The 18,727-nt window shown below is 67.3% G+C and carries 12 protein-coding genes; 4 read left to right on the forward strand and 8 right to left on the reverse strand.

The features are described from left to right. Window positions 1-14: 14 nt before the first annotated feature. From gshB to leuS, 8 genes are all read right to left on the reverse strand, one after another. Window positions 15-965 (reverse strand): glutathione synthase, encoded by a 951-nt coding sequence (gshB, locus tag QTH90_RS11110; RefSeq protein WP_286664612.1) that lies wholly within the window; start codon window positions 963-965, stop codon window positions 15-17. A 1-nt stretch (window position 966) separates the two neighbouring features. Then, a complete protein-coding gene (locus QTH90_RS11115) occupies window positions 967-2,250 on the reverse strand; it encodes a benzoate/H(+) symporter BenE family transporter (protein ID WP_286664613.1) in 1,284 nt (427 codons plus the stop codon). A gap of 126 nt (window positions 2,251-2,376) precedes the next feature. Next, a complete protein-coding gene (locus QTH90_RS11120; RefSeq protein WP_286664614.1) occupies window positions 2,377-4,245 on the reverse strand; it encodes a potassium transporter Kup in 1,869 nt (622 codons plus the stop codon). A gap of 148 nt (window positions 4,246-4,393) precedes the next feature. Next, complete coding sequence (gene gshA / locus QTH90_RS11125) at window positions 4,394-5,689, reverse strand: glutamate--cysteine ligase (protein WP_286664615.1); 1,296 nt, start codon at window positions 5,687-5,689, stop codon at window positions 4,394-4,396. Window positions 5,690-5,834: 145 nt separating this feature from the next. Beyond that, a complete protein-coding gene (locus tag QTH90_RS11130) occupies window positions 5,835-7,124 on the reverse strand; it encodes a glutamate-5-semialdehyde dehydrogenase (protein WP_286664616.1) in 1,290 nt (429 codons plus the stop codon). After that, window positions 7,121-8,266 (reverse strand): DNA polymerase III subunit delta, encoded by a 1,146-nt coding sequence (gene holA, locus QTH90_RS11135; RefSeq protein ID WP_286664617.1) that lies wholly within the window; start codon window positions 8,264-8,266, stop codon window positions 7,121-7,123. The genes QTH90_RS11130 and holA overlap by 4 nt, the downstream gene beginning before the upstream one ends. 4 nt (window positions 8,267-8,270) lie before the next feature. Beyond that, window positions 8,271-8,780 (reverse strand): LPS-assembly lipoprotein LptE, encoded by a 510-nt coding sequence (locus QTH90_RS11140; protein WP_286664618.1) that lies wholly within the window; start codon window positions 8,778-8,780, stop codon window positions 8,271-8,273. Window positions 8,781-8,785: 5 nt separating this feature from the next. After that, window positions 8,786-11,425, reverse strand: coding sequence for a leucine--tRNA ligase (gene leuS, locus QTH90_RS11145; protein ID WP_286664619.1), 2,640 nt, complete (start codon window positions 11,423-11,425; stop codon window positions 8,786-8,788). Window positions 11,426-11,537: 112 nt separating this feature from the next. On the opposite strand from leuS, the gene QTH90_RS11150 reads away from it, so the two are divergent. The 4 genes from QTH90_RS11150 (at window position 11,538) to glgC (ending at window position 18,726) form a co-directional block, all read left to right on the forward strand. Further along, window positions 11,538-13,160, forward strand: a complete 1,623-nt coding sequence (locus tag QTH90_RS11150; protein WP_286664620.1) for an alpha-glucosidase — start codon at window positions 11,538-11,540, stop codon at window positions 13,158-13,160. Further along, entirely contained in the window at window positions 13,150-15,309 is a 2,160-nt protein-coding gene (gene glgB / locus QTH90_RS11155) for a 1,4-alpha-glucan branching protein GlgB (protein WP_286664621.1), read from the forward strand. Before QTH90_RS11150 ends, glgB begins: the two co-directional genes overlap by 11 nt. Before the next feature lie 14 nt (window positions 15,310-15,323). Next, window positions 15,324-17,366 (forward strand): glycogen debranching protein GlgX, encoded by a 2,043-nt coding sequence (glgX, locus tag QTH90_RS11160; protein ID WP_286665401.1) that lies wholly within the window; start codon window positions 15,324-15,326, stop codon window positions 17,364-17,366. A 67-nt stretch (window positions 17,367-17,433) separates the two neighbouring features. Next, window positions 17,434-18,726, forward strand: coding sequence for a glucose-1-phosphate adenylyltransferase (gene glgC / locus QTH90_RS11165; protein WP_286664622.1), 1,293 nt, complete (start codon window positions 17,434-17,436; stop codon window positions 18,724-18,726). Window position 18,727: the final 1 nt, after the last annotated feature.

The following is an 18,727-nucleotide window of genomic DNA, read 5'->3' on the forward strand; positions in this document are numbered from 1 at the left end:
TCCGGACCTGCCGGTCAAGCCGTCTTCAAGAACGCTTCCAGCGCATCGATGAACATGGCCGGCACGTCGAAGCCGGTCTGTTCGGTGATCTCCTGGAAGCACGTCGGGCTGGTGACGTTGATCTCGGTCAGCGAGCCGCCGATCACGTCCAGCCCGATCAGCAGCAGTCCACGCTTGTTCAGCACCGGACCGATCGCCTCGGCGATCTTGCGGTCTTGCTCGGTCAGCGGCTGGGCCACGCCCTTGCCGCCCGCGGCGAGGTTGCCACGAACCTCCGTGCCTTGCGGGATGCGCGCGAGGCTGTAGGGCACGGGCTGGCCGCCGATCACGAGCACGCGCTTGTCGCCTTGCGAGATCTCCGGCACGAAGCGCTGCACCATGATGGTCTCGGCGCCGTTCTTGTTGAGCGTCTCGACGATCGAGCCGAGGTTCAGCGCGTCGGCCTTCACACGGAAGATGCCCATGCCGCCCATGCCATCGAGCGGCTTCAGGATGATGTCCTGGTGCTCGGCGTGGAAGGCGCGCACGGCGGCCGCGTCGCGCGTCACCAGCGTGGGCGTGGTGAACTCCGAGAACTCCATGATCGCGAGCTTCTCCGGATGGTCGCGCAGGGCTCGAGGCTTGTTCACCACGCGGGCGCCTTCGCGCTCGGCCTGCTCCAGCAGGTGCGTCGCATAGATGTACTCGGCGTCGAAGGGCGGGTCCTTGCGCATCAGCACGACGTCGAAGCCATGCAGCGGGCGCTCCTGGATCGCGTCTTCGCTGAACCACGCGTCCGGATCGCCCGTCAGCGTGATCGCACGCGCCCGGGCGGTGACCGGCCGGCCGCGTTGCCAGCCCAGATCGCGCGGCTCGCACGCCGACAGTGTGTGGCCACGGCGCTGCGCCTCCCGCATCATCGAGAAGGTGGTGTCCTTGTAGATCTTGAAGTGCTCGAGCGGATCGGCAACGAAGAGGATGTGCATGTCAGGAGGTCTTTCCCGCGGTCGGGGTGGAAACGGAAGGCTTGGAAGGCGACGCTTCGTCGGCGGTGCGGTTGTCGAGCTTGATCTTGCAGGCAGCAGGGATGTCCTTGCCCGCGAAGGGTTTGCGGCCGAGTTGCTGGATGCCCAGGGCGATGGCCCCCGCCACCACGCCCCAGAAGGCGGAACCGATGCCCACGAGCGTGACGCCCGAGAGGGTGACGAGGAAGGTGATCAGCGCGGCCTCGCGGTGCGGTTCATCGCGCACCGCCGCGGCGAGCCCGCTGCCGATGGTGCCCAGCAGCGCCAGGCCGGCGATGGTGGCGACCAGTTCCTTCGGAAAGGCCGTCAGCAGGCCCGTGACGGCCGCGCCGAAGAGGCCGATCACCACGTAGATCGCCCCGCAGCTCACCGCCGCGGTGTAGCGGCGCGCAGGGTCCTCATGCGCCTCGCGCCCCATGCAGATGGCCGCGGTGATGGCGCTGAGATTGAGCGCGAACGCGCCGAAGGGTGCGAACACCAGCGTGAAGAGCCCGCTGATCGTGATGAGCCTGGACACCGGCAGGTCGTAGCCCGCGGCGCGGATGGCGGCCACGCCCGGCAGGTTCTGCGATGCCATGGTCACCACGAACAGCGGCAGTGCCAGGCTGACGGCTGCCTGCCAGGTGAATACGGGCATCGTGAACACCGGCATCGCCACGCTGAAGTGCACCGCACCCCAGGCGAGTTCGCCGCGCGCTGCCACGAAGACGATGGCGACCAGCAGCGTGAGCGGCACCGCGTAGCGCGGCAGCAGCCGCTTGCCGAGCAGGTAGGTGCCGAGCATCAGCAGCACCAGCGGCAAGGCCGTCTGCGCAGCAACGAAAGCCTGCAGCCCGAAGCGCGCCAGCACGCCGGCCAGCAGCGCCGAGGCCAGGGCCATCGGAATCTTGTTCATCACGCGCTCGAACCAGCCGGTTGCACCCGCGAGGGTCATGAGCAGCGCGCAGACGATGAAGGCGCCGACCGCCTCGTTCATGCCGTAGCCTGCCCCCGCCACCGCCAGCACCGCCGCGCCGGGCGTGCTCCAGGCGATCATGACCGGCTTGCGCCACCACAGCGAGGGCAGCGCGGACGCCAGCCCCATGCCGAGGCCCAGCGCCCACATCCAAGAGGAAATCATCTCCGGCGTGGCGCCAAAAGCCTGCGCGGCCTGGAACACGATCGCCACCGAACTCGTGAAACCCACGAGCACCGCGACAAAGCCCGCGGTAAAAGCCGAGAGGCTCAGATCCTTGAAAAAACGCATACCGACAATTGTGCCCCGGGGGTACCCGAGGCCAGAAACACCGAGGATCCGGCTCCGCCGGTCCGCCGGTGTTGCCCCCTGCAGGGGGTGGAGAGCGACACGAAGTGCGCGAGCCTGGGGGCGAGCCTATATTTCGATTTTGGAGCCCAGCTCCACGACGGCGTTGTTCGGCAGACCCAGGAAGTCCGCCGCTCCGCTCGCGTTGTGGTGCATCTGCGCGAAGAGCTTCTCGCGCCACGGCGCCATGCCGCTGCCCAGCGTGGGAATCACCACGTCGCGCGACAGGAAGTAGCTGGTCGCCATCGGTTCGAGCTGGCAACCGCGCAGGCGTGCATGCTCGAGCGCACGGGGCAAGTCGACGTCGTTCTTGAAGCCGTAGTGCACGATCACCTGCCAGCAGTGGTGGCCGAGCGGCTCCATCTCGATGCGCTTGTCCATCGGGATCCAAGGCACCTCGTGGTTGCGCACTGTGACGAACAGGTTCTGGTCGTGCATCACCTTGTTGTGCTTGAGGTTGTGCAGGAGCGCATTGGGCACCACGCCCGGCTCTGCGGTCATGAACACGGCGGTTCCGTCCACGCGCGCCGGCGGATTCACGAACACCGAGCCCAGGAAATCCTTCAGGTCAATGGCCTCGGCCAGCTGCATCTCGCCCATGAGGCGCCGGCCTTCCTTCCAGGTCAGCATCAGCATGAAGATCGAGCCGCCGATCACCAGCGGGAACCAGCCGCCCTCGAACAGCTTGAGCAGGTTCGACGCGAAGAAGAGGAAGTCGACCACGAAGAAGGCGCCGGTCGCGGCGATGCACAAGGCCAGCGGGTACTTCCATGCATAACGGATCACGAAGAAGGTCAGCACAGTCGTGATCAGCATGTCGGTGGTCACGGCAATGCCGTAGGCCGCGGCCAGGTTGCTCGACGAGCGGAACATGACGACCGCGAGCACGATGGCGACGAACAGGCCCCAGTTGACGAAGGGCATGTAGATCTGGCCCGCCGTGCGCACGCTGGTGTGCTCGATGTTCAGCCGCGGCAGGTAGCCGAGTTGGATCACCTGCCGCGTGACGCTGAAGGCGCCCGTGATGAGGGCCTGCGATGCAATCACCGTGGCGGCCGTGGCGAGGAACACCAGCGGCAGCAGCGCCCACTCGGGCGCCATCATGAAGAAGGGGTTCTGCACCGCCAGCGGGTTCTCCAGCAGCAACGCGCCCTGGCCGAAGTAGTTGAGCGTCAGCGCCGGCATCACCACCGAGAACCAGGCCACACGGATCGGCCGCTTGCCGAAGTGCCCGAGGTCGGCATAGAGCGCCTCGGCACCGGTCACGCACAGCACGATCGCGCCCAGGATGATGAAGCTGGTGCCCGGGTTGTCCCACATGAAGCGCAGCGCGTAGTGCGGGCTGATCGCCTTGAGGATCTCCGGATGGGTCAGGATCTGCGAGACGCCGAGCAACGCGATCGCCAGGAACCACATCAGCGTGATCGGGCCGAAGAAGCGGCCGATGCCCGCGGTGCCGCGCTTCTGCACAGCAAAGAGACAGAACAGCACGACCAGCGTGATCGGGATCACGTAGTGCCTGAACTGCGGCGACACGACCTCCAGACCCTCGACCGCCGACAGCACGGAGATCGCCGGCGTGATGACCCCGTCACCGTAGAAGAGCGACGTGCCGAAAATGCCGATGACCAGCAGGCCCTGGCGCAGCCGCGGCTTGTCGACCACGGCTTGCGAAGCCAGGGCCAGCATGGCGACCAGTCCGCCTTCGCCTTCGTTGTCGGCCCGCAGCACGAGCACCACGTACTTGAGCGAGACGATGACCGTCAGGGTCCAGAAGAACATCGACAGGATGCCGTAGACGTTCTCGATGGTGAAGGGCACGTGACCGTGGCCGAACACCTCCTTGACGGAATACAGCACGCTGGTGCCGATGTCGCCATAGACGACGCCGACGGCCGCGATGATCAACGCGAGGGAGGAGGATTTGGGGGCGGACACGAGGTCGATGCAAAGGGCTGTCGGGCATGTGCGCCCCGGCGCGGCGCCAGCCTGAATGGCCGTCGCATCGCCTCCACCCTCAAATTTGCGTTGCTATGGGGTCGCTATTTTGCCGCTGTCGCGAAGGCTCGCAATATGTAATGCGAAATCATTCATAGACTTCGGCATCGGGGTCGGTCGCCTCGAGCTCGTAACTGGCCGCCACCATCGCCAGCCGGCCGATCACGCCGTACATGTAGAACCGGTTCGGGGCGCTGGCCCCTGGCTTCGCGCCCGGTTGCGGTAAGTGCGCACTCTCCGAGAACGCCAGCGGCACGAAGCTCGCGCCCGGCAAGTTGAGGTTCTCGTCCGGGTTGCGTTCCGCATGCACCCGGTAGAAGCCGCCCACCACGTAGCGGTCCATCATGTAGACCACGGGCTCGGCCACGCCGTTGTGCACCCGCTCGTTGGTGAGCACGCCTTCCTGCACGATCAGGTCGTTCAGGTCCTGGCCATCCTTGGCCGCAGCGGACTTGCTGCGCGAACGCTGGGCAAGCGCCTCGATCTCCTTGGCGTCGCGCACCGTCATGACGCCCATACCGTGGGCGCTGTTGTCGGGCTTGACGACCACGAAGGCCTTTTCGTTGATGCCGTATTCCTTGTACTTGCGGCGCACCTTGGTGAGCAGCGCGTCCACGTGGCTCGTGAGCACGTCGATGCCCTGGCCGCTCGTGAAGCTGACGTCGCCCGCCTTGGCGTACATCGGGTTGATCAGCCAGGGGTCGATGCCCAGCAGCTTGCCGAAGCGCTTGGAGACCTCTTCGTAGCTGTGGAAGTGGTTGCTCTTGCGGCGCACCGACCAGCCCGCATGCAGCGGCGGCAGCAGGTACTGCTCATGCAGGTCTTCGAGGATGCCGGGCGTTCCGGCCGAGAGGTCGCTGTTGAGCAGGATGGTGCACGGGTCGAAGTGCTTCAGGCCGAGGCGACGCTTGCTCCGCACCACCGGCTCCAGGCACACCGTCTCGCCGTTCGGCAGCTCGATCTTCTTGGGCGACTTGATCGCCGGATCGATGGAGCCCACGCGCACGTTGAGCCCCGCCATGTGAAAGATGCGCACCAGCTGCGCCACGTTGGCGAGGTAGAAGGTGTTGCGCGCGTGGTTCTCAGGGATCACGAGCAGGTTGCGCGCCTCGGGGCAGATCTTCTCGATCGCGGCCTGCGCGGCCTGCACCGCCAGCGGCAGCATCTCCTGCGTGAGGTTGTTCCAGCCGCCGGGGTAGAGGTTGGTGTCGACCGGCGCCAGCTTGAAGCCGGCATTGCGGATGTCCACCGAACTGTAGAAGGGCGGCGTGTGCTCCATCCATTCGAGCCGGAACCAGCGCTCGATGGCCGGCGTGGAATCGAGAATGCGCTGCTCGAGTTCGTTGATGGGGCCGGTCAGGGCGGTGACGAGATGGGGGACCATGCGGCGGCCTTCTTGGATTTGCAGCTTGAGCTAAGAGCGGATTGTAGATTTGGGGCCCGATGCCCCAATGACAAGCTGCAGCAACGCCGCATATTCAATCTGGAAACACCGCGAAACGGGCCCTGCCGGTCCGCGAGCCTGGGGGTCAGCTTCGAGTCTCGCCTTGGCCAAGCACCACGTATTTGAGCGACGTGAGGCCCTCGATGCCCACCGGCCCGCGCGCATGGAACTTGTCCGTGCTGATGCCGATTTCCGCACCGAGCCCGAATTCGAAGCCGTCGGCAAAGCGCGTGCTGGCATTGACCATCACGCTGGCGGAATCCACCTCGCGCAGGAAGCGCTGCGCGTTCATGTGGTCGCGCGTGACGATCGCATCGGTGTGATGGCTCGAATAGCGGTTGATGTGCGCGATGGCTTCGTCCACGCCCTCGACCACCTTGACGCTGATGACCGCCGCCAGATACTCCTCCGACCAGTCGGATTCCACGGCGTCCACGACGGAGCTGGCGGGCGCATGCAGGCCTTCGCGCAGGATCCGGGCGGCTGCCGGGTCGCAGCGCATCTCCACGCCCTTGGCCGCGAAGATCGCGCCGATCTCGGGCAGGAAGGTCTCGGCGATGGAAGCCGCCACCAGCAGCCCTTCGGCGGCGTTGCAGGGGCTGTATTTCTGGGTCTTGGCGTTGTCGACGATCTTCAGCGCCATGTCGAGTTCGGCGGTGTCGTCCACATAGACGTGGCAATTGCCGTCCAGGTGCTTGATCACCGGCACCTTGGCATCGCGGCTGATGCGCTCGATCAGGCCCTTGCCGCCGCGCGGAATGATCACGTCGACGAACTCGGGCATGGCGATCAGCTGGCCCACGGCCTCGCGGTCGGTGGTCTGCACCAGCTGCACGGCGTCGACCGGCAGGCCTGCTTCGGCGAGTGATTCGGATACCAGTTGTGCGAGCGCCTTGTTCGATTCGATCGCCTCCGAGCCGCCGCGCAGGATCGCCGCGTTGCCGCTCTTGATCGCCAGGCTCGCCGCCTCGATGGTCACGTTGGGCCGGCTCTCGTAGATCATGCCGAAGACACCGATCGGCACGCGCATCTGGCCGACGCGGATGCCGCTGGGCTGTTGCTTCATGCCGATCACTTCGCCGATCACGTCGGGCATGGCGGCCAGTTGCTCGCAACCCAGGGCGACGGTCTCGATGACCTTCGGCGTGAGCTTGAGGCGATCGATCATCGGCGCCGACAGGCCGGCGCCTTCGGCGCGGGCGAGATCCTGTGCATTGGCCTCGGCGAGCGGGCCGCCGACCGCGCGCAGCTTGCGCGCGAGGGCCCGGAGGGCCTTGTTCTTGGTGGCGGCATCGGCGCGCGCCATCTGGACGGAGGCCTGCTTGGCCTGCAAACCGAGGGTCCGCACGTACTCGGGGACATTCAACATATTCATCCCCCGGATTGTGCCGTGACCCCGAAGGTCAGCGGGCGCGAAGGGGCAGTCGCGCACCGAGTTGGTGCATCGACAGTGCTCTGGGCGCCCTTGCCGCTCGCGCAAGCACGGCACAGCGTCAACGCCAGCCGCTGCAGGGCCTGCCAACCGTTGGCCGGCCAATCGGGCTGCTTCAGGCCCTTGACGATGCCGTCGACCACGTGCGCCGCGCGCAGCATGCGTGCAAGCGCGTGGTCGTCCAGTCGGGGCAGCACGCGCTCGAAGGCTCGCTCGCGCGGCCCCCAGATACGGTTCTCGCGCAGCGCCATGGGCAACGGGCGGCCGGCCGCCATCGCGTCCTTCACGCGCTTCAGCGCGCGGATGTCCTCGGCCAGCGTGTAGTGCACCAGCACCTCGGCCTCGCCTTCGGCCTGCAGCCCTTCGAGCATGCGCGAGACGCGCTGCGGGTTGCCCGCCAGCACCGCCTCGGACAGCTTGAACACGTCATAGCGGGCCACGTTGTTGACGGCGCCTTCGACCTGCTCCCAGCTCAGTTCGCCTTCGGGGTGCAGCAGCGCGAGCTTCTGGATTTCCTGGTGCGCCGCGAGCAGGTTGCCCTCCACGCGATCGGCGAAGAACTGCAGCGTGCGCTGGCCCTCCTCGCCGGCCTTCACGCGCTGGCCCTGCTGGGCGAGGCGTTGCGCGATCCATTGGGGCAGTGCGTTGCGCTCGATGGTCTCGACCTGCACGCTGACCCCGTTGTTCTCCAGCGCCGAGAACCAGGCGCCGGTGCGCGTGGCCTTGTCGAGGCGCGGAAGCATCACCAGCGTGAGCGTGCTGTCGTTGCCCTGCGCGGCCTCGGCGATCTGCTGCAGCGCCACGCTGCCGTCCTTGCCCGGCTTGCCCGAGGGAATGCGGATCTCGACGATCTGCCGGTCTGCAAAGAGACTCAGCGAGCCACCGGCCGCAAGCACGGCGCTCCAGTCGAAATGGGCACCGGCCACGGTGTACGAGCTGCGCTCGGTGTAACCCTGCGTGCGTGCCGCCGCGCGGATCGCATCGGCCGCTTCCTGCGCGAGCAGTGGCTCGTCGCCATGGATGGCGTACAGCGGCGCCACCCGCTTGGCGAGGTGCGCGGAAAGTTGGGCCGGCGCCAGTTGCACGGGATCAGGCGGGCTTGATGGCGGCGAGCCGGCGCAGGATCTGCTGTGCGATGTCGGTCTGCATGTCGCGGTACAGCAGCTCCGACTCGCCTTCCTTGGCCAGCGCCGCGGTTTCGTTGTAGGTGATGTCGCGCGTCTGCTGGATCGCGGTCGGGCCCATCAATTCCTTGCCGCCTTGCCCGCGCACCCTGAAGCGGATGGTCAATCGCAGGTTGAGTTCACGCACTTGGCCCGAGGCGTTGGTCGAGATCACGACGCTGTCGCGGTTCTCGCCCAGGATCTCGAACACCGCCTCGGCCTTGTCGGCCTGGTCGGCCGGGAGCACCTCGACCGTGCCGGCCGCCCGGAGGTTGCGCCGCAGGTAATTCGCGAACGCCGTGTTGCCCGGCACCGCGATGCTGTTGAACGCGAAATCGGGCGCCTTGCGCAACTGGAAGCCGCAACCGGCGAGCGCGAGCGACGCCGCGCCCAGGGCCAGGAAGCCACGGCGCGGAAGGGCGGTGCGTGAGCTCATGTGCTTCACAGGACCACGTTGACCAGCCGGCCCGGAACCACGATCACGCGCTTGGCCGTCGCGCCTTCGGCGTGCTTGGCCAGGACCTCGCTCGCCAGCACGATCTTCTCGATCTCCTGCTTCGAGGCGGCGGCCGGCACGCGCAGCGAACCGCGCAGCTTGCCGTTGACCTGGAGCATCAGCTCGATCTCGTCCTGTTCGAGCGCGCCGACGTCGACCACGGGCCAGGGCGCATCGAGCAGCTCGCCCATGTCCTTGTCGTAGCCGAGTTGCTTCCACAGCTCGTGCGCGATGTGCGGCGTCGCCGGATAGAGGCAGCGCAGCAGGATGCCGAAGCCCTCGCGCACGGCGGCCTGGTCGCCCGCATCGGCCGCGGCGGGCTTGAAGCCCTCCAGCGCATTGAGCAACTTCATCGCGCCCGATACCACCGTGTTGTATTGCATGCGCTGGTAGTCGTAGTCGACCTGGCGCAGCACGGTGTGCACCTCGTGCCGCAGCGCCTTGGCGTCCTTGCCGAATGCGGATGCCTTGCCGCCGCCGGCATCGGCCGCCGCACCGTGGAGCGCCACGCCGAAGTTCCAGACCCGGCGCAGGAAGCGGTAGCTGCCTTCGACCGCCGCGTCATTCCACTCCAGCGTCGCCTCGGGCGGCGCGGTGAACATGGTGTAGAGCCGCGCGGTGTCGGCGCCGTACTTCTCGATCAGGTCCTGCGGGTCGACGCCGTTGCGCTCGGTCTTGCCCATCTTGCCGACGCCGCCGTATTCCAGCCGGGTGCCGTCCGCCAGAGTGCCGCCGGTGATACGGCCCTGGGCATCGAGTACGGGCGTGACGTCGGACGGCGGGTAGTAGTCCTTGCCGCCCTTCTCGCCGCGCGTGTAGTAGATGTGGTTGAGCACCATGCCCTGCGTCAGCAGCTTGCTGAAGGGCTCGTCCACCGTGACCAGGCCGAGGTCGCGCATGACCTTGGTCCAGAAGCGTGCGTAGAGCAGATGCAGGATCGCGTGCTCGATGCCGCCGATGTACTGGTCCATCGGCATCCAGTACTTCGCGCCGTCGGCCACCATGGCCTCGTCGTTCTTCGGGTCGCAGTAGCGCATGAAGTACCACGAGCTGTCGACGAAGGTATCCATCGTGTCGGTCTCGCGGCGCGCGGCCTTGCCGCAGACCGGGCAGACGACGCCGGCGTGGAAGCCTTCGTGCTTTGCCAGGGGATTGCCCGAGCCGTCGGGCACGCACTCCGTCGGCAGGACGACCGGCAGATCCTTCTCGGGCACCGGCACGGCGCCGTGCTCGTCGCAATGGATGATCGGGATCGGCGTGCCCCAGTAGCGCTGGCGGCTCACGCCCCAGTCGCGCAGGCGCCAGGTGGTCTGCATCTCGCCCAGGCCCTTCTGGCCGAGGGCGTGGGCGACCGCCTTGACTGCCTCGGCATAGTGCATGCCGCTGAAGTTGTCGGAGTTGATGGTCACGCCGCGCTGCTTGTCGCCGTACCAGTCCTGCCAGCGGTGGTAGTCGAAATGCGGTTCGTCGTCGACCAGCACGACCTGGATGATCTCGATGCCGTACTTGTTGGCAAAGGCGAAATCGCGCTCGTCGTGCGCGGGCACGCCCATCACGGCGCCGTCGCCGTAGCCGATCAGCACGTAGTTGCCGACCCAGACCGGAACCTGCTCCTCGGTGATGGGGTGCGTGACGGTGAGCCCCGTGGGCACGCCCTTCTTTTCCTGCGTGGCAAGCTCGGCCTCGGTGGTGCCGCCGCTCTTGCACTCCTCGATGAAGGCCGCGACCTTGGGATTCGACTTCGCGGCGTGCAGCGCCAGCGGATGCTCCGGCGCCACGGCGCAGAAGGTGACGCCCATGATCGTGTCGGCGCGCGTCGTGAAGACGTACATGCGGCCGCCCTGGATCAGTTCGCCCTTGGCGTCCTTGATCTGGTGCGTGAAGGCGAAGCGCACGCCCTCGCTCTTGCCGATCCAGTTTTCCTGCATCAGCTTGACGCGCTCGGGCCAGCCGGGCAGCTTGTGCTGGGTGTGGTCGAGCAGTTCCTCGGCGTAGTCGCTGATCTTGAGGTAGTAGCCCGGGATCTCGCGGCGCTCGACGGTGGCGCCGGTGCGCCAGCCCTTGCCGTCGATCACCTGCTCGTTGGCCAGCACGGTCTGGTCGACCGGATCCCAGTTGACGACCTGCGTCTTGCGGTAGGCGATGCCCTTTTCGAGCATCTTCAGGAACAGCCACTGGTTCCACTTGTAGTAGGCCGGGTCGCAGGTCGCGATCTCGCGGCTCCAGTCGATCGCCAGCCCCATGGCCTGGAGCTGGCTCTTCATGTAGCCGATGTTCTCGTAGGTCCACTGGGCCGGCGGCACGCCGTTCTTGAGCGCCGCGTTCTCCGCCGGCAGGCCGAAGGCGTCCCAGCCCATGGGCATCAGGACGTTGTAGCCGCTCATGCGCAGGTAGCGCGTGAGCATGTCGTTGATCGTGTAGTTGCGCACATGGCCCATGTGCAGCTTGCCGCTGGGGTACGGCAGCATCGAACAGGCGTAGTACTTTTTCCTGCGCGTGTCCTCGGTCACGCGGTAGGCATCGGCGGCGGTCCAGTGGGCCTGGGCTGCGGACTCGACGTCGCTGGGTTTATAGCTGGGGTTCATTGGACTTCGCAACAGCCCGGCACCAGGCGGCCGGGGGAAGACGGATTATCGCGGGTTGGACAATGGCCCACTTCTCGCATGCCACAATGATTTTCGAACCGGAGAGGCACGCATGGTCAAGGACTGGTGGCGCGGAGCGGTGATCTACCAGATCTACCCGCGCAGCTTCATGGACAGCAATGGCGACGGGATCGGCGACCTGCCAGGGATCACGGCCAGGCTCGACCACGTTGCCGACCTGGGCGCGGACGCCATCTGGGTTTCGCCCTTCTTCCGGTCGCCGATGAAGGATTTCGGCTACGACGTGGCCGATTACCGCGCGGTCGACCCGATGTTCGGCACGCTCGCCGACTTCGACGCGCTGCTCGCCCGGGCGCATGCACTGGGCCTGAAGGTCATCATCGACCAGGTGCTCTCCCACACCTCCGACCAGCACGCCTGGTTCGCAGCCAGCCGGGCAAGCCGCCAGAACCCGCAGGCCGACTGGTATGTGTGGGCCGATCCACGGCCCGACGGCACGCCGCCCAACAACTGGCTGTCGGTCTTCGGCGGTTCGGCCTGGCAGTGGGACTCGCGCCGGCGGCAGTACTACCTGCACAGCTTCCTGACCGAGCAGCCGGACCTCAACTTCCATTGCCAGGCGGTGCAGGACACGCTGCTCGGCGAAGTGCGTTTCTGGTGCGAGCGCGGCGTCGACGGATTCCGATTCGACGCCTGCAACCACCAGTTCCACGATGCGCAATTGCGGGACAACCCACCCGCCGACGGCGGCGAGGTGAGCACGGTGCGCGCCGACAACCCCTACGCGATGCAGCAGCATCGCCACGACAAGAGCCAGCCCGAGAACCTGGTCTTCCTCGAACGGCTGCGCCGGCTCCTCGATGAATACGGCGCGGTCGCGCTCGGCGAGGTCGGCGACGAAAACGCGCCGCCGGTGATGGCCCAGTACACCGAGCGCGGCAAGCGGCTGCACCTGGCGTACAGCTTCAGCCTGCTCACGAGCGAGCACAGCGCGCGCCATCTGCGCACGCAGGTCGAGGCGCTGGACCAGGCGCTCGCCGAAACCGACGGCTGGGGCTGCTGGGCGGTCTCGAACCACGACGTGCCACGCGTCGCCAGCCGCTGGAACGCCAATGGCCAGGACGACACCCGCCGCGACCGCCTCTGGCTCGCACTGCTGCTGTCGCTGCGAGGCAGCGCCAGCGTGTACCAGGGCGAGGAACTCGGCCTGCCCGAAGCGGAAGTGCCTTTCGAGTTGCTGCAGGATCCGTACGGCCGCGCCTTCTGGCCCGAGTTCAAGGGCCGCGACGGCGCCCGCACGCCGATCCCCTGGCTCGCCGACGCACAGCACGCGGGCTTCACCAGCGGCGCGCCGTGGCTGCCGGTATCCGACACGCACATTCCGCTGGCCATCGACCAGCAGGAGGGCGATCCGCAGTCCATGCTCCACTTCAGCCGCGCGCTGCTGCGCTGGCGCCGCGGCCAGCCGCTGCTTCGCATGGGCAGCATGAAGTTCCTGGATGCGCCTGAACCTTTGTTGTGGTTCGAACGGCGGGACGGAGACGCCTCGCTGCAGGCCGTCTTCAATCTTTCCGCCGAGCCGGCTTCGCTGGCCTTGCCCCAAGCCCTCGCACCGATCGCGGGCGCCCCGTTCTCCGGCGCGCGGATCGAAGGCCGGACACTCGCATTGCCGCCCTTCGGCGTCTTCTTCGGAGAACCGCTCCATGCTCCCTGATGCCGAAGTCCGCGCCCTGATGCGCGCCGAACATGGCGATCCTTTCGCCGTGCTCGGACCGCACGAGAGCGACGAAGGCTTGTGGGTCCGCGCCCTGCTGCCCGGCGCCAAGGCCGTGGCGGTGATGCATTCCGGCTCGGGCTGGCCGCTGGCCGAACTCGATCGGCAGGGCGGCAGCGATCTCTTCGCCGGGCTCGTGCCCGCTTCGGAAGCCCGGCTGGGCTACAGCTTCCAGGTCGACTGGGGCACGCACAGCTCGCTGCTCGACGATCCGTACCGCTTCTCCTTCGTGCTCGGCGAAACCGACGTCTGGCTGCTGGCCGAAGGCACGCACCTGCGGCCCTTCGAGCAGCTGGGCGCGCACCTGCGCGAAATCGACGGCGTTCGCGGCGTGGCATTCGCGGTGTGGGCGCCGAATGCGCGGCGCGTGTCGGTGGTCGGCGATTTCAACCAGTGGGACGGCCGGCGCCACATGATGCGGCTGCGCCGCGAGTGCGGCGTGTGGGAGATCTTCGCGCCGCACGTGGCGCCGGGCGACAGCTACGAATTCGAGATCCTCTCGGCGCAGGGGCAGGTGCTGCGCAAGGCCGACCCCTTCGGCTTCTCCGCCCGGCTGCGGCCGGACACGGCCTGCGTCGTGCAGCCGCTGCCCCAGCCTGCAAAGGTGCCGCCCGGCCGCGCCGAAGCCAACGCACGCGACGCGCCCATCAGCATCTACGAAGTCCACCTCGGCTCGTGGCGGCGCAAGAACGGCCACGAATGGCTCGACTATCGCGAGCTGGCCGACACGCTGGTGCCTTACGCGCGCGACATGGGCTTTACCCACATCGAGCTGCTGCCGATCAGCGAGCACCCCTTCGACGGCTCATGGGGCTACCAGCCGATCGGCCTCTACGCGCCGACCTCGCGCTTCGGCACGCCCGGCGACTTCCGCGCCTTCGTCGAAGCCGCGCACGCAGCCGGACTGGGCGTGATCCTCGACTGGGTGCCGGCGCATTTCCCGACCGACTCGCATGGACTGGGCAACTTCGACGGCACGGCCCTCTATGAATATGCCGACCCGCGCGAGGGCTTCCACAACGACTGGCAGACGCTGATCTTCAACTACGCGCGAACGGAGGTGCGCAACTACCTCGTCGGCAACGCGCTCTACTGGCTGGAGCGCTACGGCGTCGACGGGCTGCGCGTCGATGCGGTCGCCTCGATGCTCTACCGCGACTACAGCCGCGAGCCCGGCCAGTGGGTGCCCAACGCCCATGGCGGCCGCGAGAACCTGGAGGCCATCGACTTCCTGCGGCGCATGAACCGCGTGGTCGGTGTCGAGCGGCCCGGCACCGTCACCATCGCGGAAGAGTCGACCAGCTTCCCTGGCGTGACGCGACCGCCCGAGAACGGCGGTCTCGGCTTCCACTACAAGTGGAACATGGGCTGGATGAACGACACGCTGGCCTACACCGGCATCGACCCGGTCTACCGCAAGCACCACCACCAGCAGATCACCTTCGGGCTGATGTATGCGCACACCGAGAACTTCGTGCTGCCGCTGTCGCACGACGAGGTGGTGCACGGCAAGGGCTCGATGATCGGCCGCTTGCCGGGCGACGCCTGGCAGAAGTTCGCGGGGCTGCGCAACCTCTACGGCTACCTGTGGGCGTATCCGGGCAAGAAGCTGCTGTTCATGGGCGGCGAGTTTGCGCAGTGGGGGGAATGGGACGCCGACCGCAGCCTGGACTGGCACCTGCTGGAGCAGACGTCGCACCAGGGCATCCGGCGGCTGGTGCGGGACCTGAACAACGTCTATCGCCATTTCCCCGCGCTGCACGAACTTGACTGCGAGCCGCAGGGCTTCGAGTGGCTCAGCCATGACGACGCGGAGCATTCGGTGTTCGCCTTCGTGCGGCGCGCGCGGGATGACGCGTTCGTGGCGGCCGTGTGCAACTTCACGCCGGTGGCGCGGCATGGATATCGGCTGGGCATTCCGGCCGCGGGGCGATACCGCGAAATCATCAACACCGACAACGCGGTGTACGGGGGAAGCGGCGTGGGCAACGGGGTGGTGCAGAGCGAGGCGGTGGCCTGGCAAGGGCAGGCGCAGTCGCTGGTGATTTCCGTGCCGCCGCTGGCAACCGCGATGTGGGTGCTGGAGTGAGCGGCCCCCGCTCCCTGTCGGGCGACGGCTCCCCCTACCCGCTGGGCGCCACGCCGGGCCCCGACGGCGTCAATTTCGCCCTTTCCGCCCCCGCCGCGACCGCTGTCGAGCTGTGCCTCTTCGACACCACGGGGCAGCACGAACAGCAGCGCCTCAAGCTGAAGGCGTGCACCGATGGCGTCTGGCACACCTGCCTGCCCAGCGCCCGGCCGGGGCTGGTCTATGGCTGGCGCGTTCATGGCCCGTGGGCGCCTCACGAGGGCCAGCGCTTCAATCCCTCCAAGGTGCTGCTCGACCCGTACGCCCGCGAGGTGGTCGGCCGGTACGGCGGCGAAGACCTGTTCCTCGGCCACGACCCCGCCGACCCGAGTCGCCGCGACCCGCGCGACAACGCATCCGTCGCGCTCAAGGCCAGAGTCACCGCGCCGATGCCGCCCACGGGCCCGGCGCGTCCTCGCGTCGAGACTGGCGCGCGCGTGATCTACGAACTCCACGTCCGCGGCCAGACCCAATTGCACCCGGACGTGCCCACTGCGCTGCGCGGCACCTATGCCGGCCTTGCGGAGCCGGCGGTGCTCGACCACCTGCAGCGGCTCGGCGTCACCACCCTGAACCTGATGCCCGTGCAGCACCGCGCCGACGAATCGAGGCTGCTCGCGATGGGCCTGAGCAACTACTGGGGCTACAGCCCCATCGGCTGGTTCGCACCCGAAACCCGCTACTGGAGCGGCCGGCCCGGAACCACGCCTGCGAGCGAATTCCGCGCGATGGCCGACGCGGTCCACGCACGCGGGATGGAACTGGTCATCGACGTCGTCTTCAACCACAGTGGCGAGACGGATGAACTCGGCCCGACGCTGAGCCTGCGCGGCATCGACAACGCGCTCTATTACCACCTGCGCCCGGACGACCGGTCGCTCTACCAGAACTGGACAGGCTGCGGCAATTGCCTGAACCTGGCCGAGCCGCGCGTGGTGCAGCTCGTCATGGACAGCCTGCGCCACTGGGTCACCGAACTCGGCGTGGATGGCTTCCGCTTCGATCTCGCACCGGTGCTGGCGCGCCGGGAAGGCGGCGAGTTCGATCCCCGAGCGCCCTTCCTCGCAGCCATCGCGCAGGACCCGGTGCTGGCCCAGGCCCTGTTGATTGCAGAACCGTGGGACATCGGCCCCGGTGGCTATCGCCTCGGCGAGTTCCCGCCCGGCTGGATGGAGTGGAACGACCGCTTCCGCGACACGCAGCGCGGCTTCTGGCTGCACCGCAGCGCGGGCCTCGGCGAGTTCGCGCAGCGCTTCACCGCGTCGAGCGGCGACTTCAGCCATGACGGCCGCGCACCCACCGCCAGCGTCAACTTCGTCACCGCGCACGACGGCTTCACCTTGCGCGACCTGCTCAGCTACAACGAGCGCCACAACCTCGCGAACGGGGAACAGAACCGCGACGGCCATGGCCACAACCTGAGCCGCAATTGCGGCGTCGAAGGCGACACCGACGACCCGCTGGTCCTGGCCGAGCGCCGGCGGCTGCAGCGCGTTCTGCTGGCCGCGCTGCTTCTTTCGCAAGGCACGCCGATGCTGCTCGGCGGCGATGAACTCAACCACACCCAGCACGGCAACAACAACGCCTACTGCCAGGACAACCCCACCACCTGGCTGGACTGGAACCGCGCCGATGCGAGCCTGACGGCCTTCGTCGCCCGCGTGCTGGCGCTTCGCCGCGAAGCCGAGCCGCTGCGCAGCGCTCGATGGTGGCCGGCCGTGCCGATTGCAGGCGCCGCTGCGCTGCGTTGGCTGACACCCGAGGGCAACGCCATGACCGCGGCCGACTGGGAACGCGGTGACCGGCATGCGCTGGCGATCGTGTTCGACGCCGTGCCGCCCGCCACCAGTTGGCTGGTGCTGGTGAACGCCGAAGAACGCGAGGTCGAATTCAAGCTGCCGCCGGGACGCTGGCTGCAGCAGCTGGCGAGCGACACGGACGACGCATTGCCGGCACTGCCCCTCGACGGTGGCACCCAGGTCTTGCGCCCCGGCAGCCTCCGGGTCGCAAAAACATAGGAGCCAAGCGCCCGCCGGGGTGCTAGGCTGGATCACCGGGAAACGGAAAAACCAACGGAGACATCTGATGGCCCAAATCGAGCAACCGACACTCCAGGCTCACCAACTCGTCCGCCGCACCATCGCCCTGGTGCTCGCCGGCGGACGAGGTTCCCGGCTCAAGCAACTCACCGACCGACGGGCCAAGCCCGCGGTCTACTTCGGCGGCAAGTTCCGCATCATCGATTTCGCGCTGTCGAACTGCCTCAACTCCGGCATCCGGCGCATGGCGGTGGTGACGCAATACAAGTCGCACTCGCTGATGCGCCACCTGCAGCGCGGCTGGAGCTTCCTGCGCGCCGAGCTCAACGAGATGGTCGATGTGCTGCCGGCCCAGCAGCGCGTCGGCGACGAGCACTGGTATCGCGGCACGGCCGATGCCGTCTACCAGAACCTGGACATCATCCAGACCCGGTCGACGCCGCACGACTACGTGGTCGTGCTGGCCGGCGACCACGTCTACAAGATGGACTACTCGATCATGCTGACCGACCACGTCGCGCACGGCCTGGGCTGCACGGTCGGCTGCATCGAGGTGCCACGCATGGAAGCGGTGGCCTTCGGCGTGATGGCGATCGAAAAGGACCGCAAGATCACCGAGTTCCTCGAAAAGCCGGCCGATCCGCCCGCCATGCCCGGCAACGCGGACGTCGCGCTGGCGAGCATGGGCATCTACATCTTCGATTCCGAGTACCTGTACCAGTTGCTCGAGGAAGACAACGCCAACCCGGAGTCGAACCACGATTTCGGCAAGGACATCATTCCGCGCGTCGTCGCCGCGGGCCGTGCGGTGGCGCATCCTTTCGGCATGTCCTGCGTCACGCGGGCCCGGCGCGGGGCCGACGCGAAGGCCTACTGGCGCGACGTGGGCACGATTGATGCATTCTGGGCAGCGAACCTGGACCTGGCTTCCATCACCCCGGAGCTCGACATCTATGACACCGACTGGCCCATCTGGACCTACCAGCGGCAGCTGCCGCCGGCCAAGTTCGTGCTCGATCGCGACGGCAAGCACGGGATGACGGTCAACACCATCGTCTCGGGCGGCTGCATCGTCTCGGGCTCCAAGGTCAGCAGCTCGGTGCTGTTCTCGGGCGTGCGGGTGCATTCCTTCTGCGAGATCAACGAAGCGGTGCTGCTGCCCGATGTGGAAGTCGGCCGCGGCGCCCGCCTGAACAAGGTGGTGATCGACCGGGCCTGCGTGATTCCCGATGAGATGGTGGTCGGCGAGGACCCCGCGGCCGACGCGGCGCGTTTCGAGCGGACGGAGGGCGGCGTGGTCCTGATCACGCGCGAGATGCTCAAGCGTCTGGAGCCATAGC

Origin of the sequence: Variovorax flavidus (assembly GCF_030317145.1) — a bacterium.
Taxonomy (GTDB): domain Bacteria; phylum Pseudomonadota; class Gammaproteobacteria; order Burkholderiales; family Burkholderiaceae_C; genus Variovorax; species Variovorax flavidus.